Source organism: Alphaproteobacteria bacterium (assembly GCA_018662925.1).
Classification (GTDB): domain Bacteria; phylum Pseudomonadota; class Alphaproteobacteria; order 16-39-46; family JABJFC01; genus JABJFC01.
Map to the genome: position 1 here is coordinate 1 of JABJFC010000015.1, position 17315 is coordinate 17315.

At 45.3% G+C, this 17315-nt stretch carries 11 protein-coding genes and 1 pseudogene; 5 read left to right on the forward strand and 7 right to left on the reverse strand.

The window, feature by feature from the left end; all coding sequences use genetic code 11:
• Positions 1-191: 191 nt before the first annotated feature.
• From HOL16_00900 to HOL16_00920, 5 genes are read right to left on the reverse strand one after another with little or no spacing between them, the layout of a single operon-like run.
• Positions 192-1088 carry a hydroxymethylglutaryl-CoA lyase gene (locus tag HOL16_00900; protein MBT5389256.1) on the reverse strand — a complete coding sequence of 299 codons (897 nt, stop codon included), beginning with the start codon at positions 1086-1088 and terminating at the stop codon, positions 192-194.
• Positions 1085-2986, reverse strand: coding sequence for an ATP-grasp domain-containing protein (locus tag HOL16_00905; protein MBT5389257.1), 1902 nt, complete (start codon positions 2984-2986; stop codon positions 1085-1087). The genes HOL16_00900 and HOL16_00905 overlap by 4 nt, the downstream gene beginning before the upstream one ends.
• A gap of 1 nt (position 2987) precedes the next feature.
• Positions 2988-3776: a hypothetical protein gene (locus HOL16_00910; GenBank protein ID MBT5389258.1), complete on the reverse strand. Its 789-nt coding sequence runs from the start codon at positions 3774-3776 to the stop codon at positions 2988-2990.
• Between the two features lie 52 nt (positions 3777-3828).
• Positions 3829-5430: a methylcrotonoyl-CoA carboxylase gene (locus HOL16_00915; protein ID MBT5389259.1), complete on the reverse strand. Its 1602-nt coding sequence runs from the start codon at positions 5428-5430 to the stop codon at positions 3829-3831.
• A complete protein-coding gene (locus HOL16_00920) occupies positions 5427-6644 on the reverse strand; it encodes an acetyl-CoA C-acyltransferase (protein ID MBT5389260.1) in 1218 nt (405 codons plus the stop codon). The genes HOL16_00915 and HOL16_00920 overlap by 4 nt, the downstream gene beginning before the upstream one ends.
• A gap of 857 nt (positions 6645-7501) precedes the next feature.
• Between HOL16_00920 and HOL16_00925 the strand changes: the two are divergent.
• Together HOL16_00925 and HOL16_00930 are read left to right on the forward strand one after the other, a co-directional pair.
• Positions 7502-7594, forward strand: a pseudogene (locus HOL16_00925) (cell division protein FtsE).
• Positions 7595-8575: 981 nt separating this feature from the next.
• The gene (locus HOL16_00930; GenBank protein ID MBT5389261.1) at positions 8576-10213 is read left to right on the forward strand and encodes a hypothetical protein; all 1638 of its coding nucleotides are present in this window, start codon (positions 8576-8578) and stop codon (positions 10211-10213) included.
• 74 nt (positions 10214-10287) lie between these two features.
• Here the strand turns inward: HOL16_00930 and HOL16_00935 are convergent, their stop codons facing one another.
• On the reverse strand, positions 10288-11418 hold the full coding sequence (locus HOL16_00935; protein ID MBT5389262.1) for an anhydro-N-acetylmuramic acid kinase: 1131 nt from the start codon (positions 11416-11418) through the stop codon (positions 10288-10290).
• A 139-nt stretch (positions 11419-11557) separates the two neighbouring features.
• Between HOL16_00935 and HOL16_00940 the strand changes: the two genes are divergently transcribed.
• The 3 genes from HOL16_00940 (at position 11558) to dut (ending at position 14193) form a co-directional block, all read left to right on the forward strand.
• Positions 11558-12856 (forward strand): tyrosine--tRNA ligase, encoded by a 1299-nt coding sequence (locus HOL16_00940; protein MBT5389263.1) that lies wholly within the window; start codon positions 11558-11560, stop codon positions 12854-12856.
• Between the two features lie 110 nt (positions 12857-12966).
• The gene (gene ubiE, locus HOL16_00945; protein ID MBT5389264.1) at positions 12967-13713 is read left to right on the forward strand and encodes a bifunctional demethylmenaquinone methyltransferase/2-methoxy-6-polyprenyl-1,4-benzoquinol methylase UbiE; all 747 of its coding nucleotides are present in this window, start codon (positions 12967-12969) and stop codon (positions 13711-13713) included.
• Positions 13714-13752: 39 nt separating this feature from the next.
• Positions 13753-14193: a dUTP diphosphatase gene (gene dut, locus HOL16_00950; protein ID MBT5389265.1), complete on the forward strand. Its 441-nt coding sequence runs from the start codon at positions 13753-13755 to the stop codon at positions 14191-14193.
• 59 nt (positions 14194-14252) lie between these two features.
• On the opposite strand, the gene HOL16_00955 is transcribed toward dut, so the two are convergent.
• The gene (locus HOL16_00955; protein MBT5389266.1) at positions 14253-16535 is read right to left on the reverse strand and encodes a hypothetical protein; all 2283 of its coding nucleotides are present in this window, start codon (positions 16533-16535) and stop codon (positions 14253-14255) included.
• Positions 16536-17315: the final 780 nt, after the last annotated feature.

Genomic DNA, 17315 nt, shown 5'->3' on the forward strand with positions numbered 1-17315 from the left:
TAAGCATGCCCAAAATCTAAGAAATAGGGGCTAATAGAGGCACTAAAGCGAGAAAAACACCCCTTATCCCTTCCTCTTGCTCAAAATTATGCGACTTCAATTGCTGGTTGTGACAAAATCATGCTTGATAGAGGCGCCCAACTTACAACTACATTCAAATACTGAACTTGAAAATTCACTACCTTCCTCTCTTAATCTCCCATGGCTATGGCAACCTTAGATCGAGGATTGATCCCTAAAAGTTTCGTTATATATTTTCCGCACTTTAAAAGCTTATCCATATGAACGCCTGTTTCAATGCCCATGCCAGTGAGCATAAACAATAAGTCTTCAGTGACAACATTTCCTGAGGCTCCTTTGGCATAGGGACACCCTCCAATTCCGGCGACCGAACTATCTATGACGGAGATCCCCTCTTCCAGGGCTGTCAGAATATTCGCCAGTGCTTGGCCATAAGTGTCGTGGAAATGAACAGCCATCTGCTCTATGGACACCGTCTTTGAAAGGTTCCGGATAAGCTCCCGTGTTTGAAGGGGGGTACCAACGCCAATGGTATCTCCCAAAGAAATTTCTAGACAACCCAATTTTAAGAGTCGTTCAGCAACTTCCACAACTTTGCCACTCGGAACATCCCCTTCGTACGGACATCCCATGACACATGAAATATATCCTCTTATAGGCATCCCAATCTCTCGAGCCCCTTTAACAACAGGATCTAGTCTCTCAAAACTCTCCTGAATCCCACAGTTGATGTTCTTTTGAGAGAATGTTTCCGAGGCCGCCACAAAAACTGCAATCTCTGTTACACCTGCCTCTAAGGCTTTTTCCAGTCCCTGCTGGTTAGGGACAAGCACCGGATACTGAACGCCTGCTTTTTTCTCGATGCCCTCATAAACATCCCCAGTCTTAGCCATTTGTGGCACCCATTTAGGGGACACAAAGCTTCCCACCTCTATTACGGAAAGCCCTGTCTGTGACAGCATATCGATGAATCGCCGACGTTCCGGCACTGAGATCAACTTGGATTCATTTTGTAATCCGTCCCGCGGGCCAACTTCAACGATCTTAACAGTTCTAGGTAATGTCATTTTGCTTTGGGCTCCATTTGAACCAACTCTCGTCCCTCTTCCACTATTTCTCCCAACTCACAGGGTATAGCGATGATCGTACCATCAAACGGGGCGTGAATGCCGTGCTCCATCTTCATGGCTTCCATGGCCACAAGGGGCTCCCCTTGTTTGACAGAGTCCCCCTTTTTCACATGAAGGGCAATCACTTTCCCCGGCATGGGCGCCATCAAATGCCCTTGGCTTTCTTCGAGAATTTCCCGTGATTCCTGTGGGGCGCCAATCGTAAAATCAAAAACATGGCCGTCTCGAAAGAGAACAAGGTGATTTTCTACGATTACCCCCTCAAACATCACCTCTTTTCCAGAAGACGTGAGGACATACTGACCGTTAGTCGCCTTGTAGGAAAAAGAAAGAGATTCCTTATGCCACTTCAAGGAATATTCTGTTTCTCTCCGTTCCAAGCTGCATTCATAGGTTTCTCGGCCTTGGGAAAGTATAATTTTCGCCTGACCAGGATCATTAAGAAGCCAGTGATCTCGGCGATTCCAGGGAGACTTCACCTTTTGCCCATTGAGAACACAAACCCCCATGGCCAAGGTCAGCAAGTCAACTTTTGGATAGGTGGATGGCTTAAGCGTATCAAGGGTGCTTGTGGTGTAAGCCCCTTTTACAAACCTAATTGATTCCAATATTTCCATCAAGAACGCTCCATTGGTCTTTACCCCTGCCACATGGAACTGTGATACTCCTTGAATCAATTCCAATCGTGCTGCCTCGCGCGTTTTTCCAAAGGCAATGATCTTTGCCAGCATGGGATCATAGGAAGCGCTTATACGTTGGCTTTGGCGGATGCCGCTGTCTATTCTGAGGGATTTCGATTCTGCAGGAGGATCATAATGATAAATTTGCCCAACTGATGGCAGGAAGTTCTTTTCTGGATCCTCGGCATAAAGCCGCGCCTCAATGGCATGGCCAGTGGCTTTTATTTGAGATTGCTTGCACGGCAATGGGGATCCAGCCGCGACCAAAAGCTGCCATTCCACCAGATCCAAGCCCGTGATGGCTTCGGTAACGGGGTGCTCCACTTGCAACCTAGGATTCATTTCCAGAAAGTAAAAGTGGCCTTTGTTGTCCAATAAAAATTCCACCGTTCCCGCCCCCACATAGGAGACGCTTTTACAGAGCTTTACGGCGGCCTCATAGAGTTTTTCCTTTGTCTTCTTATCCAAGTTAGGAGCTAAAGCCTCTTCGATTATCTTTTGATGGCGCCGTTGCAAAGAACAATCCCGCTCAAAGAGATGGACCACATTGCCTTGCGTGTCTCCAAATACTTGAATCTCGACATGTCGGGGATCGGGAATATAGTCTTCAAAGAGTAAACGTTCGTCCCCAAAAGCCCCCAGAGCCTCCCGCTTCGCCCTTTCTATGAGCGTGGATAATTCTGCCTTTGAATTCGCAACATGCATGCCCTTTCCACCGCCCCCGGCAACGGGCTTTATCAAGACAGGAAATGGCAACTTGTCCTCAGGAGAATAGCTGGAGATTGTTGGAAGACCCACTTTTTGGGCCGCTGACTTGGCCTGATTTTTATCCCCCATGAGAGCCAAGGTTTCGGTATTGGGTCCAATGAAGACAATCCCTGCTTCTTCACAAGCCTTGGCCAATGCGGGAGACTCAGCCAAAAATCCGTACCCCGGGTGAATGGCTTCAGCACCGGAAGCCGTAGTCAGCTTTACAATCTCTACTGGGTCCAAATAGCTGTTAATGGGATAAGACACATCCCCTTCCAAAACATAAGGGGCACTCTTGTCTTCGGGCGTATACACAACCACCGTTTGAAGGGAGAGTTTTTGACACGTCCTGATAATCCGGCGGGCAATCTCTCCCCGATTTGCGATCAGAACCTTTTTAAACATCCTAGTCTTGTCCCCATTTTGGTGAACGCTTGTCAAAAAATGCCGAAAGTCCTTCTTGGGCTTCATCTGTGGTTCTCTGATGGGCAATTTCGAGAGCTGTGTCTTCGATCACGCTCTCTCCTATTTTTCCCTGATCAAATTCACGGATAAGCTTTTTGGCTCGGCGTTGCGCCTGAGGAGCCCCGGCCAAAAGACTATCCACCAGCTTATTGATCTGCATGCCCAGCTCTTTTGCCGGATATTGGCCGTGGATCAACTGCATCTCCTGGGCTTTTTGAGCTGAAAATCTTTCAGCTGATAGAAAATATCGGCTTGCCATACGCTGGCCCATAGCCCGAAGAACGTAAGGACTAATGACGGATGGCGTAAGGCCCAATCGCACCTCAGAGAAACAAAACTGAGCATCTGATTCGGCAAAAGCAATATCACAACAGGCAACCAATCCAACGCCACCGCCAAAAACAGATCCATGCACTTTGGCGATGGTCGGAGCCGGAAAACTATCCAGAGCATACATAAGTTGGGCCAATTTTTCGGCATCTAAGCGATTCTCTCCCAGAGAAAACTTGATGGCTCGTTGCATCCACCCTAAATCCCCGCCGGCGCAAAAGCTATCTCCTGCGCCTTCTATCAGCAGTACTCGAATGGATGAATTTTCCCTGAGCTTAAGCAATGTTTCCAGCAAACGGCTGATTAAATCTTCATCGAGAGCATTATGAACCAGGGGCCGATTAAGGGTCATCACCACAAGGCCGTTTTTTTTCTTAGAAATTAACAAGTTTTTTTCCATTCCTGCTCCCCTTCATAGGCTCTGACATATGCCCTGGCACATGCCCTGGAATTTACATTCTAAAAACACCAAACTTAGTTGACTCACACGTCCCATTGAAAGCTACCTCTAAGGACAGTCCCAATACACGGCGGGTTTCCTTGGGGTCAATGATGCCATCATCCCAAAGGCGTGCCGTGGCATAATAGGGATGACCTTGGATTTCATATTGATCCCGAAGAGGCTTTTTAAAGGCTTCCGCGTCTTTTTCAGACCAGGACTTACTCTGACTTTCTAAATTCTGTTGTCTAATGGTAGATAGGACAGAAGCCACTTGCTCTCCCCCCATGACGGACACCCGAGAGTTGGGCCAAGTCCATAAAAACCGTGGATCATAGGCTCGGCCGCACATGCCGTAATTTCCGGCGCCAAAACTGCCCCCCACGATCACCGTAAATTTCGGTACTTTTGCGCAAGCCACCGCCATGACAAGTTTGGCGCCATCTTTGGCAATGCCTTGTTCTTCATATTTTTGTCCCACCATGAATCCCGTAATATTTTGCAGGAATATGAGGGGGATATTGCGTTGGCAGCAAAGTTCGATGAAATGTGTCCCTTTTAGCGATGATTCTGAAAAGAGAATGCCATTGTTGCCAATGATGCCAACCGTATGGCCATAAATCTTTCCAAAACCGCACACCAGCGTGGTTCCATAGAGGGCTTTAAACTCATCGAAGTCGCTTCCATCCACTAAATGAGCGATGATATCTTTGATTTCCATGGATTTTTTAAGATCTGTGGGCACAACACCATATATATCCTCCGGCGCATAAAGGGGATCCAAAGTATCATCTGGCTCACTGGGGATCTGCTCAGAGAGGTCATTAACGATATCTCGGGCTAATTGTAAGGCATGGGCATCATCTTCGGCATAATAATCTGCGACACCCGATTTGCGGCAATGGAGATCAGCCCCGCCCAGTTCTTCATTGGTCACTTCTTCGCCCGTAGCCGCTTTTACAAGCGCTGGCCCGCCTAAGAAAATAGTGCCCTGGTTTTTGACGATGACGGCCTGATCTGCCAAAGCCGGCACATAGGCCCCTCCTGCTGTGCAATATCCCATGACGACGGCAATTTGCGGAAGGCCTTCTGAGGACATGATCGCCTGATTGTAAAAAACACGGCCAAAGTGATCTCGGTCGGGGAAAACTTCGTCCTGTTTCGGCAAATAGGCGCCACCAGAGTCAACCAAGTAAATACTGGGCAGACGATTCTCGCTGGCAATGCGTTGGGCCCGCAAATGCTTTTTGACCGTCAATGGATAATAGGTTCCCGCTTTGACGGTGGGATCATTGGCAATGATCATGCACAGGCGGCCATGAATACGTCCAACGCCCGTAATGATGCCCGCGCCCGGCACATGATCTTCATAGACATCATGGGCGGCCAATTGGGAGAGTTCCAAGAAAGGCGTTCCTGGATCCAACAGGCGCTCAAGGCGTTCTCTGGGCGAAAGCTTCCCGCGCTTTTTCTGCTTTTCAGTGGCTGCCTTGCCGCCGCCTTGTTGAGCCTCTTTTACTTTCTGCCATAGATCCCCAACAAGCTTTTCCATATGGGCTTTGTTCTTTTTGAACTCTTGAGAGCTGGTGGCGATTGACGGTTTCAGAATGCTCATACGTCCCTCTCTATGGCAATGGCTGTGGCTTCCCCGCCTCCAATACAGATGGCTGCAATCCCCCGCCTTAGATTATATTTTTCCAAGGCATGGAGAAGGGTTACCAATATGCGCGCGCCAGATGCTCCAATGGGATGGCCCAAGGCGCAGGCGCCTCCATGGACGTTTACCTTGTCATGGGAAAGGCCTAACTCTTTCATGGCCACCATGGTCACAACGGCAAAGGCTTCGTTAATTTCGAAGAGGTCCACCGAATCTTTCTGCCAGCCCGTCTTTTCCAAAAGCGATTGGATGGCCCCAATGGGTGCCGTGGTAAACCAAGCAGGCTCATGGGAATGACTGGCATGACCAACGATTCGCGCTCGAGGCTTTATCCCCATTGCCTTGGCGTGAGATGCTCGTGCCAAGATCAAAGCCGCAGCTCCGTCAGAAATGGCACTGGAATTGGCAGCCGTAACAGTGCCTTCCTTGGCAAAGACGGGGCGAAGCTCTGGAATCTTGTCCACATTGACCCGAAAGGGATGTTCATCTTTTGATATCTTTATTGCAGCTTTTTTGAGAGAGGCGGATTTTTTAGTCCCCCCCACTATTCCAGTCACATTAACTGATGCAATTTCCTGGGCAAAGGTTCCATCTTCATTGGCCTTTTTGGCCCGCAGCAAGGATTCTTTGGCAAAAGCATCTTGTTCCACACGGGAAATATCGTGCTTTTTAGCCGTTTCTTCCGCAAATTCACCCATGAGACGCCCCTTTTCGTAGGCATCTTCCAGGCCATCCAGGAGCATATGATCGATGAGGCTCCCATGACCAAAGCGATACCCTTGGCGGGCTTTTTCAGCCAGATAGGGTGTCTTGGACATATTCTCCATCCCGCCAGCCAGCACTAAATCACTGGATCCAGCCAGTAATATATCATGGGCCAGCATCACTGATTTCATGCCCGAACCACACATTTTGTTGATGCTTGTACAGGGAACATTATGGGAAATTCCGGCAGCCAGAGCTGCTTGACGGGCCGGTGCTTGGCCTTGACCCGCCGTTAAAACACAGCCCATAAGGACTTCGTCTATTTGATCGGGGGCAATGGATGTACTCTTTAGAGCGCTGGCTATGGCGACAGATCCTAAACTGGGAGCGGAAACAGCGGACAGCTCTCCCAAAAAATCCCCGATGGGCGTACGCTTGGCTCCAATAAGGACAACCGGATCGTTCATTCTCTATTTTCTCCCACTGTTCCAATTCCCTTAATTATTTGTTTTCCACTTATTATTCATTTTCTATGTGTTTTTATGTTGGCATCCCTTTATTTTTATCATGCTTTGTAAATTGGGAACAGGGATAATCCGTCTTCGCGATGCTTCGACGTGACAAGTCCGTCTTCGTTTCTGCCTTCGCAGCGCTATGGCGTGGTTTTACACTTTTCTGACTCCAGTGAAGTATGGATCCCGCGCTCATAAGGAATTCTAGGGGCGCGCCTACGGCTTGCCCATAATTCCTAATGGCCGGGAAGACGGCTTTGGACTACTGGCCAAGGAAGTGCGTCGTAGTATTTCTCTCCACTGCTGTTATCCTGGAGCTGAGGAGAGAAATTAGTAATTGCTGGCACTGTCTCGTCATCTCGGAACCTTTAGGCACTCTTGACGAATCGGCGTCTTAAGCCGATGAGTCGTAGAGGGACTTGGTATCGCGAGATCCAGCAAAAAGCATGCCAGAGACAAGGAGCAAGACTGGATCCCGCGCTCATCCGTCTTCGCTTCGCTACGACGTGACGTGTCTAAATTCAGAATGGCCGGGAAGACGTCGTAGCGCCTCGTCACGTCGTAGCGGAAGCGTAAACGAAGACGGAGGAAAAAAAACTCATTTTGACCTTTATGCAAAAAAAAGTTATACTGGAAAAAAGAATAATAAAATTATGAGTTTATAGGGACCGTTATCTGGGGAGATGGACATGTTTAAAAATCTATTAATTCTTATTTGTATGATGGCTTTAGTGGATTTTGTCTGGATAGAGAATTCATGGTCCTTTTGTGATCCCCACTGTGAATACGAAAAAACTAAGAAGAAAAAAGAAGAAGCTGAGAAAAAAGCGAAAGAGTTAGCTGAAAGAGAAAAAAAGGCAGCAGCAGCAAAGGTAGCAGCCGCCAAAAAGGCCGCAGCAAAGAAACTAACAGCCTTTGTAAGCAGCCATATTACTCCCGCTCAGGATCATTACAATGCTGCGAGCAACGCCTTAGATTCTCTCTCCGGCCTAATTAAGATGGAAAGAACGTCAAAATGCCTCACAAAGGATGCGGCGCAATATGCTGTGGCCCAAAAAGACGCCAAAGCTAAGATGACGCATTTAAAAGATAAAGAATCTAGCTTCTCTACAGCGGAAAAAAACCTTGGGACGCAACTTACGACACTCCTCAAAAAATTCAAAGCTAGCAAACCTGGGACCATGCCAGTTTGTACCTTCTATGGCGATGCACAAGGTCTGCTAGCATCTGCAAATACCTTTCTTGATGACGTGAGTAAGTTTTTACCAGGAGCCATCTCTCAGTTGAAAACATGGAAAAGTGAAGTGGATGCCTTCAAAACAAATTGTTGCGACTCTCACACCTATCAAGCTGTAGAAGATGCCCAAACACTTTCTGCTAAACTGGCTGCTATGGCTCCCTATGAAAAGGATCTGAGAAACTTTAAGAATGACTCTAGTAAGATTGCCTCTTTAATACGCAAAAAGGCTCTCTCCAAAGTCAATGATCTTTTATCTGATATGGATGATCTTAAAAAGAGAGTTCCAGAAACCCAAGTCAAAAACGCCGCAACAGGTGTTGCAGCCACTGGAAAAACCATTGCTGAAGTTTGTGATAGCAAAGGATTGGCACACATTGAGGATAATGCAGTATCCAAAGGATTGGCCTTAGTAGAAAAAACGCAAAATAAATCCGTTCCAGCTGGTCATAAAAAAGTAAATGGCTATGAGACCAAAATGACCGGAATGATAGACACATTTAACAAGAGAATGAAGAAGAGTTTTGACCTTCCATGTGCCTTTCAAATTGGGTGTCAAAAATTCAAAGGATTACCTGCCTGTGAAGGTTTGATAAGTCCAGAGTAGAGCAAAGTATTCGTGGGTTATAAGAGGATTAAGGAGATAATTATGAGAGATGTTTTTAAAGTTTTTGCAATCGTCCTTTCTGTTCTGATTATGGGAGAGCAGAGTCATGCTGGTCCTTTTGGTGATATTATGGGGCAAATAAGTGGTATTAACAAAGAAATGGCAGCCATCAACAAAATGATGGCAGGTATCTCCAAAATAGAAAGTGATGTCAGTAAAGTGTCCGCCCAGATGAAAAAAATAACCGGCAAACTTAAGAATGTCCAAGATTTCATGGCATCCGCAAAGAAAAAACTACCTAGCCTGCAACCCTTTCAACGAAATGAGCTCAAGGCCGTTTTAGCAGGCATTAAGCAACGGGTTTCTGGTATTAACAGTAAAATGACAGCTCCCTTAAGAAAGTTAAAAAATAAAATTATTGGGGACCTTAATTCAAAAAAGTCTGAAATGAAAAGTGCAGAAAAAGAGACCGCTCCTCTTATTGTGAACCTAAAGAACAAGAAAAAAGAGGAAGCCGCCGTTGAAACATTTGCCGAGAATTGGGTTGCGAACCACCATAGTGCCCCTGCTTGTACAAACGCAGCATACTCTTTGAAACAACTAGAAATAAATGCTGCAGCGAAAAAGGGAGCTCCCGGTCGACTCATGCATAAAGACGGAGATCTCAACAAAGCTATAACTAGCGTAAGTACAGAAAGCAAAAAACTAACCATAGCCGTTAAGAAAGAAGTAAAAGAATTCAATGTTGAGGGATTTTGTAAATCTCTAGATAAAATAACAACAACACTTTTACCCAAAGCAAGAAATATTTTAGACGTAAAGGCACCAGATCTTGTTAACAGTACTATAGAAAATACAAACAAATGGTATACGGAAATTCGTTCTTTTAAAGATCATTGCTGCAATGCCTCTGTCGGAGGAGGCATTCAATACAGTGTCCTCGGGCATGAATTTGGGTTCAAAGATTACGTACAAGTCAGACCATTTCTTGAAGCTAAAATTAATACAGCTGCCGACGATGTAACCTATTCTTCTAATCAAGTTGAAAAGGGGGACGGTTACGCAACAAAAGCCGCAAATGGAACCCAATATGCTGATAACACATTCCAAGAACATTCAGCGATTTTTCCTGGCATGAAAAGTTGGTCTGAATACAAAGATCTTATATCGGCAGCGAATGATCTAGATACAGCTGCTGGAGAAGTTAAAACGGGAGCAAATGATTTGAGTAAGGCAGCTGGAAAAGCTAAAAAAGCTGCGAATCTAGCCCACGAAGGAACGAAGGAGATGGATAAAGTTTGCAACAAGCTTCTTCCGGAAGAAGAGCGGCTAGTCGTTTCCTTTTGTGATAAAGCTCTTGGCGCAAAAACCAAAAAAACCGGATCTATTCCCAAAGGAAGAAAGTCTTATGATAATGTTCTCGGTGATATAAAAACAGGGCTTAAGAATGCTAACAGTGAGATTAAAAAAAATTGGAGTTGGTTACAGTATGTATATGACCCTCCAAAGCCACCCCTTTATCAACAAACCAAGCCCATGACTCTGGCTCAAATTTGTGCGAAGCAAAAGACTCCTGTTATCATGCCTTCACCACCTTTAGCAGGGCTAGAATTAGTCCCTATTTCTAGCTTGCATTTCACAACCCAGGGTTGTCCAACGGCACCACCCGCCAAGAAATAATAGCTAGTAATAATATAATGTTGAGGGGCTCCCTATGGGGGCCCTTTTTCTATGGGCAAGGGCATAAAAGAGATTTAGGAACAATTTTCCCCGCCTACCATCGCCTCCAATACCCCCGTGGTGCCAGGATATGTGAGGGGTAAGTCTAATTTGGAGCGAACGGCTAAATAGGCAAAGGCCTGGGCCTCTAGAAAGTCAGCATTCCAGCCCAGAGAATCCACCGAGGACACGTTTGTATCTAGCGCTTTAGAAAGCTGTTTCATCAAATGATCATTCTTGCTGCCGCCTCCTGTGATATAGCAGGCCTGGGGACGCTCTGGGAAATGGTCTTGTGCTTTTGCGATACTTTCTACGGTAAAAGCCGCAAGGGTCGCCACAGCGTCTTCTGTGGCAAGATGTTGGAGCTCCTTTAATGTAACTCCAAATGCATCCCGATCTAGGGATTTTGGCGCCATTTGCTGGAAAAATGGATTCGAGAGCCATTTTTGGACTAACGCGTTCTGAACTTGGCCTTGTGCTGCCAGAGCTCCATCCCGATCAAAGGGCTTTCCTGTCTTCTGTAAGACCCAATCATCCATCAACACATTGCCGGGGCCCGTATCAAAGGCCAGCATCGTGTCATTGCCGCCGATCCAAGTCACATTGGCAATGCCGCCAATATTAAGGATGGCCACGGGCTTTTTAAGATCGCCGGCCCGTGCCCGATGATAGACCGGCACCAAAGGAGCCCCCTCCCCGCCATGGGCCATGTCATTGCTGCGAAAGTCATAGATGACGGGAATGCTGAGAGCCTTAGCAAGTTGTTCTCCACTGCCGATTTGTAGCGTTGTGCCCTTTTTTAGGAGAGTTCCCGAGGAATTCCGTTGAGGTGGCTCATGGTAAATGGTCTGTCCATGAAAGCCAATGAGATGGATTTGTGTGTCCTGCAGGCTATGCTCATTCATAAAATCTTGGACAGCCTTGATATGGGCCTTTGTGACAAGATCTGCCGCCTCGAGCACTTGTGGATCCTTACGGTCTGAATTTCCAAGGACTTTGCGAAGCATTATCCGCGTCTCTTCGGAATAAGGATAGATAGCCCCCTGCAGCGGCTTTACGTATTCCTTGCCATCGCTTTCTAGGAGAGCCACGTCAATCCCATCTAGGGATGTGCCACTCATGAGGCCAATGGCGGTAAAAATTTGGTCTTGTTTGACTTTAGGCATAGGCACACCTTAACAGATATGGGGAGGACTTTGGAATCCTAAACAACATGAATTCCGCCCCTTGGATGCATTTTCGGGTTTTCTCATGGAGGCAAATGGCGTATTAATGTGGGAGCATATAAACAAGACAGAACAATTCATGACGAACCTCCAATCCCCTTTTCTCAAAGAAGCCTCCCAGCGGAGATTTATCTATCAGTGCACCAATCTGGAAGGCCTTGATAAGCGCCTTTTGACTGAAGACGTCACCTTTTATGTGGGCTTTGATGCCACAGCCAAAAGCCTTCACGTGGGCAGTTTGGTTCAAATTATGCTCATTCGATTGGCTCAAAAGCACGGCCTACGCCCCATCATCCTTATGGGGGGCGGCACCACGAAACTGGGCGATCCAGCCGACAAAACGGAAATGCGGAAGATCCTCACCGATAAAGAAATCAAAACCAATATTGCCAGTCTGCAGAAAACCTTTGCCAAGTACATTCGATTTGGTGCCGGTCCTACGGATGCCATCATGGTGAACAATGATGAATGGCTTAAGAATCTCAACTACCTTAAGTTTCTAAGGGAATACGGCCCCTATTTTACCATCAATCGCATGGTGTCTTTTGAGAGCGTGAAACAACGCCTGGACCGGGAACAGCCGCTGACTTTTCTGGAATTCAACTACATGATCCTCCAGGCTTACGATTTTCTAGAGCTGAGCAAGCACTTAAACTGCACCCTCCAAATTGGGGGCTCCGATCAATGGGGAAACATCGTTAATGGCGTTGAACTCCTGCGCAGAGTCAAACATTCCGAAGTCATGGGCCTTACGACGCCACTTATTACCACTTCTTCTGGCGCCAAAATGGGTAAGACGGCCCAGGGGGCCGTGTGGCTTAATGATGACGCCCTTTCCCCTTTTGATTTCTGGCAGTTCTGGCGCAATACGGATGATAAAGACGTGGGTCGATTCCTGCGTTTGTTTACGGACATGCCTCTAGACAAGATCGAGACCTTTGAAAACCTTCCCGATGCAGAGATCAACGAAACCAAAAAAATCCTGGCCGATGAGGTCACTGCCCTTACCCATGGCATGGAAGCCGTAGGTGTAGCGCGCGCCGCGGCAAAGCAGCTCTTTGAGCAACAAACCGAAATCAAAGTTGTGGGACATGCCCCAGATGGCACCCCAAAGCTTTCGTCAGAATTGCCCTTATTAATGGTAGAAATTACGCTACTCCAAGATGGCCTCCCTCTCTTTGAGCTATTTACCCAAGTAGGCCTCACCAAAAGCAACGGAGAAGCCCGCCGCCTCATTAAGGGCAACGGCGCACGCCTTAATGACACTGTAATTTCTGATGAGCTGGGCCTCGCAACAGCCAAGGATTTAAATAAGGACGGTATCCTTAAGCTTTCTGCCGGCAAGAAACGGCATGCGGTGGTTTATGGGAAGGATTGAGAGCCTTTCCAAATGTTGCTTGAATAATTTAAAGGATTCCCTCAACAACTTCTCATATCGAATAACTTCAGATTGAATAATCCCTCTTATTCCCGTAGAATCAGGCCATCATGACAGAAAATTCCTCTTCTCCTTTTGGTTTTAAAGATCTGGACCCCCACGAGAAAACGGAACGGGTGAAGGATGTCTTTCACAGTGTAGCCGAAAACTATGATTTAATGAATGATCTGATGAGTGCGGGCGTTCATCGTTTGTGGAAAGATGCTTTTGTAAAGGCGCTGAGCCCCAAGGATTGTGAAAAAATATTAGATATGGCCGGCGGCACCGGAGACATCGCCTTTCGCATTCATAAAAAGCTTAAGTATCCCGATATTACCATATGCGATATTAACAACAGCATGCTTGAAGTTGGCCAAGATAGGGCCATGGACAAAGGTATATTACACGGCCTTGACTGGATCTGTGCACCGGCCGAGTCACTTCCTTTTCCCGATGATCATTTTGACGCGTACACCATTGCCTTTGGCCTACGCAATGTAACGGATCGAGCCAAAGCTCTCCAAGAAGCTCACCGAGTCCTCAAGCCTGGGGGAAAGTTCTGCTGTTTAGAGTTTAGCCAAGTGACCCTGCCCGGCCTTGATAAGCTGTATGATCTCTATTCGTTTAATGTGATTCCCAAAATCGGAGAATGCGTGACGGGCGATCGAGATTCCTACCAATATTTGGTGGAAAGCATTCAACGATTTCCCAAGCAAAAGGCGCTCTTAAAAGAGTTACAAGACGTCGGCTTTGAAAATGTAACCTATCGTAATTTTACAGGTGGTGTTGTTGCCCTGCATATGGCACTAAAGAAATAGATCCCATTAAAGAAATATGTGCCAAAGGAAATATTCCATATGTCTTCTATTGAAATTCAAAAACTCCCCCACGGGGAAGACCTTCCACTTCCAGCGTACGCCACACCTGATAGCGCCGGTTTAGATCTTCAAGCTGCGGTGGCAAACGACATTACTCTTCAGCCTGGCGAACGCGCCCTCATTCCCTGCGGCATTTCCATTGCCCTGCCCAAACTCCATGAAGCACAAGTCCGCCCCCGCTCTGGTTTAGCATTCAAACACGGCATTACCGTCCTCAATACGCCCGGCACCATTGATGCCGATTATCGGGGAGAAATTAAAGTCCTCCTTATCAACCTGGGACAAAAGCCCTTTATCATAGACCGCGGACTCCGTTGCGCCCAATTGGTCATCGCACCGGTTGCTCAAGCAACTTTGTTAGAAGTGGTTGATCTTAGTGACACAGATCGCGGCGAAGGCGGCTTTGGGTCCACGGGCTGATTGGGAGAAAAGTGCTGTAATATAAGACATCTCTTGACTCATTATCCCAAGATGACTTCTTAAAGATCCAATTGCATACTTCCTTGTGACAAAGTAGCTTCTTGAGAGTGTCTTAATCCAAGGGTTAAATCTTTATCAAAAATCTGTACAGGTGGCTCTTTTCCTTCAAAAAGATCTAGAATATTTTCCACAACTATAGGCCCGCAAGCTTTTTCATCAGTCTGCATGCGAAATGTTTTTATTGAACATTCCACGTCTTTTCTGAACATTCCTTCTAAAAAATACCTAAGTGGTATGAATAGATCATTTTTAATATGTTGGACACAAACAGCTTTTTCATCGCTGTAATCATGCATCAGTGATTCAATGTAATTTACAATAGTTTTTTCTTCTGAAATCACAATTTGGATTGTTGTCCAGTGCCCCCCAGGGTTGAAAGGAATAAGAATTTCCTGAATTTCATTAAGCACCTCTTCATCTAGGTTCTTAATGACATCTGTAACTGTCTTAATTGCGCTCCCTAATTCTGCACCTAATGCTGGTAATAGCAGACGATACTCATATCTATATCCGGTATATACATCTGAAACTGGGACCTCATCAACGCCCTCTAAGCTGGCTGCCCTAGGAAAATCGATCGAGGCTTTAACCGCATTATTCATGTCTGTAGATTTATACTCATATTTAAGAAGTTCTTTGTCCGAATCACTTAACTCACCTACTGTGTGTTCATTTGACTTTCCACCATCCTCTTCTTCAGAAGATTCTTCATCAAAATCCATTTCTTGATCACTTTCAGCCTCTCCATCAGTTGAAGCAGTTTTGTGTCTTTCGGATATGGATTTTGCTTCAGTTTCATTTGCTACTTTTCCAAATGCATCACAATCATCTTCTGTATTTTCATTTACGACTACGATTTTAAATCCAAAACCATGCTTTTGAACGAGTTGCCTAGTTCGATCTAACCCCCATAGTTGTTGTTTCTTAATAAGTGGTGTTTTAGTCTCTGATTCGTCTTCCTTTTTCTTAAAAGCCCTGTCATCAACGATTGCGAGGATAATGTTTACTTTGTTTCTTAGTTCTTCAGGAGCAATCCCATCCAGAAGGAGTTCTGCATTAATTCCTACAGTGTTTTGCATGTCGGTAAGAAACTCTTCAGCAACCTTTTTATTATCCTTAAAGGTTTCGTGGCAATCAAAAAGTGCATCCAATATAACTGGCAAACTTGAAGAATAACTTTCGTAGAAAAAACTTAAATCTGCACTTTGAAGAAAACTTAGAAAATTTATACTTGCCTGAATTTTTTCCTTGTTCTTCTTAGCACGCTTCAAATCGTCTTCGTATTTTTTTTGAACTTCTTTTATCAACCTCTTCACATATTTATCGTGATTCTCTTTCTTACGAGGTTTAGAGTTTTTGAATTTTTTATGAAAAGTATCTCCGTGTGTTAGTCTTTTCCCTTGATTTTTCGTTTTATTAATATTTATTCCACTTTTAAGGTACAATCCGTTAATGCTTGCCCTTAAGAACAAGTCCTTTGCGTTGCCTTTTTTTAGTTCTGTCCCTAGATACTCAGCACATCTTTCTACTTGCTCTCGATGATGACTTATATCAGAAGCAGCTGCGCGCTTAACATGAATTAAATTATAAACCCCGGCTTCATCGATTAGTGCTACATCTGCAAACTCAAATGTATTTCCTACACCCCCAAAACTCACGTTTACTCTATCCAAAAGAAAAGCTTTTAGATTCTGCTCCTTCATGTGCTGAACTGCCGCCCTGTTGTATCGAAGCTCGGCATACCCCTTATCACCGTCCTTTTTCTGTGCATGATCCTTCGTATAGGGTGGTAAATACATTGAATCTGCTGAGTGTTTGGCACCTCTTAGAACTCCTATTATTGCGGAAAATCTTGATGCGTCTACTTCAAACCACCTGCCCCCATTAAATCTATAAAATTTCCCATGGTGTTCAATAGGTAATGTTAGTATAGCTCTACTGAGTTTTTCCACATTACCAATGGCTTCAGTTGCTGAGCCCCTTCTAATGGGTGTTATGGTTAGATCGCTTTGTAACGAAACCTTACTCTTACCTGAAAAGATGGGGAACTTTTTGTGTTCTCGTCCAGAAAGGAGAAAGTTATTTCTTATACCATAGGTTCTCCAAATATAGTCGGTTGGAAAAACCAGACTGACAGCTTTCCCATTGGACAAAAGAACTTCAAGAACCTTATTCAAGTCTCTAATTAAATCATTTGCCCGAACTTCCTCATCTATATGTGCCTTCATCCTCGGTTCAAGAGATAATCCACGAGAACAAACGCCCAATATATAATCATTCATTTTCTTTAATGAACTAAGTGTCGCATCTTCATCAGGTGAAACAGGGCCAGAAAACGAAAATTTAAAATAGTCCTCCGCTCTAACCAAATGACTTCCCCCAAACCTTGGGTACATTCGCAATTCAAACAAGGATTCAGATCCAACATCTAGCGTAAATCCTTCAAATTGCGTAGGCTTAGATTTTGTCTCTTCATATTTGGCCGGATTCCCATCCCTATAACTTTTAGACCTAATTTCTTTTATTTTGTCTGGCCGACATATTTCTGAAGAGGTTGCAAATCTTAATCCCCACTCCGGCACCACAGAATCCTTGTTTAGCAAGCTCCCCCACTCTCCAAATAAAAATACTAAGTTAGAGGCACCAGGAGAAGAAAAACAAAGCATAGAAGCACAATATGTTTCATGTTCAGATTTATTGTGCTGCCCTCCTGAAAGTTTACTAAACAATACCTCTGAACCAGGAACGGGTCTCTTTTTCATCAAAGAGGCTAAGTAATAAAATTCTTTACCAAATTTCTTCTTATGAAACACGATTTTTGAATTTTCTCTTTTTATGTCACTAGCTGATACTTCTCCCTTCAAATGCTCTGCTTTTATCCAGGTGCACATCCCCTGGAAATCTGCATGTAACTGCATTAGACCCCAAAATCCGCGATAGGAAGTTACATTTCTCCTTCAAGTTCAAGGGGACGCAGTTTTTTCGATCGAGCGCGAGTTTTTTTAGGTGTTAAATTTTTAAATCAGCAATAATTGACCCAAAGCGCTAAAAGTTACTCTAAA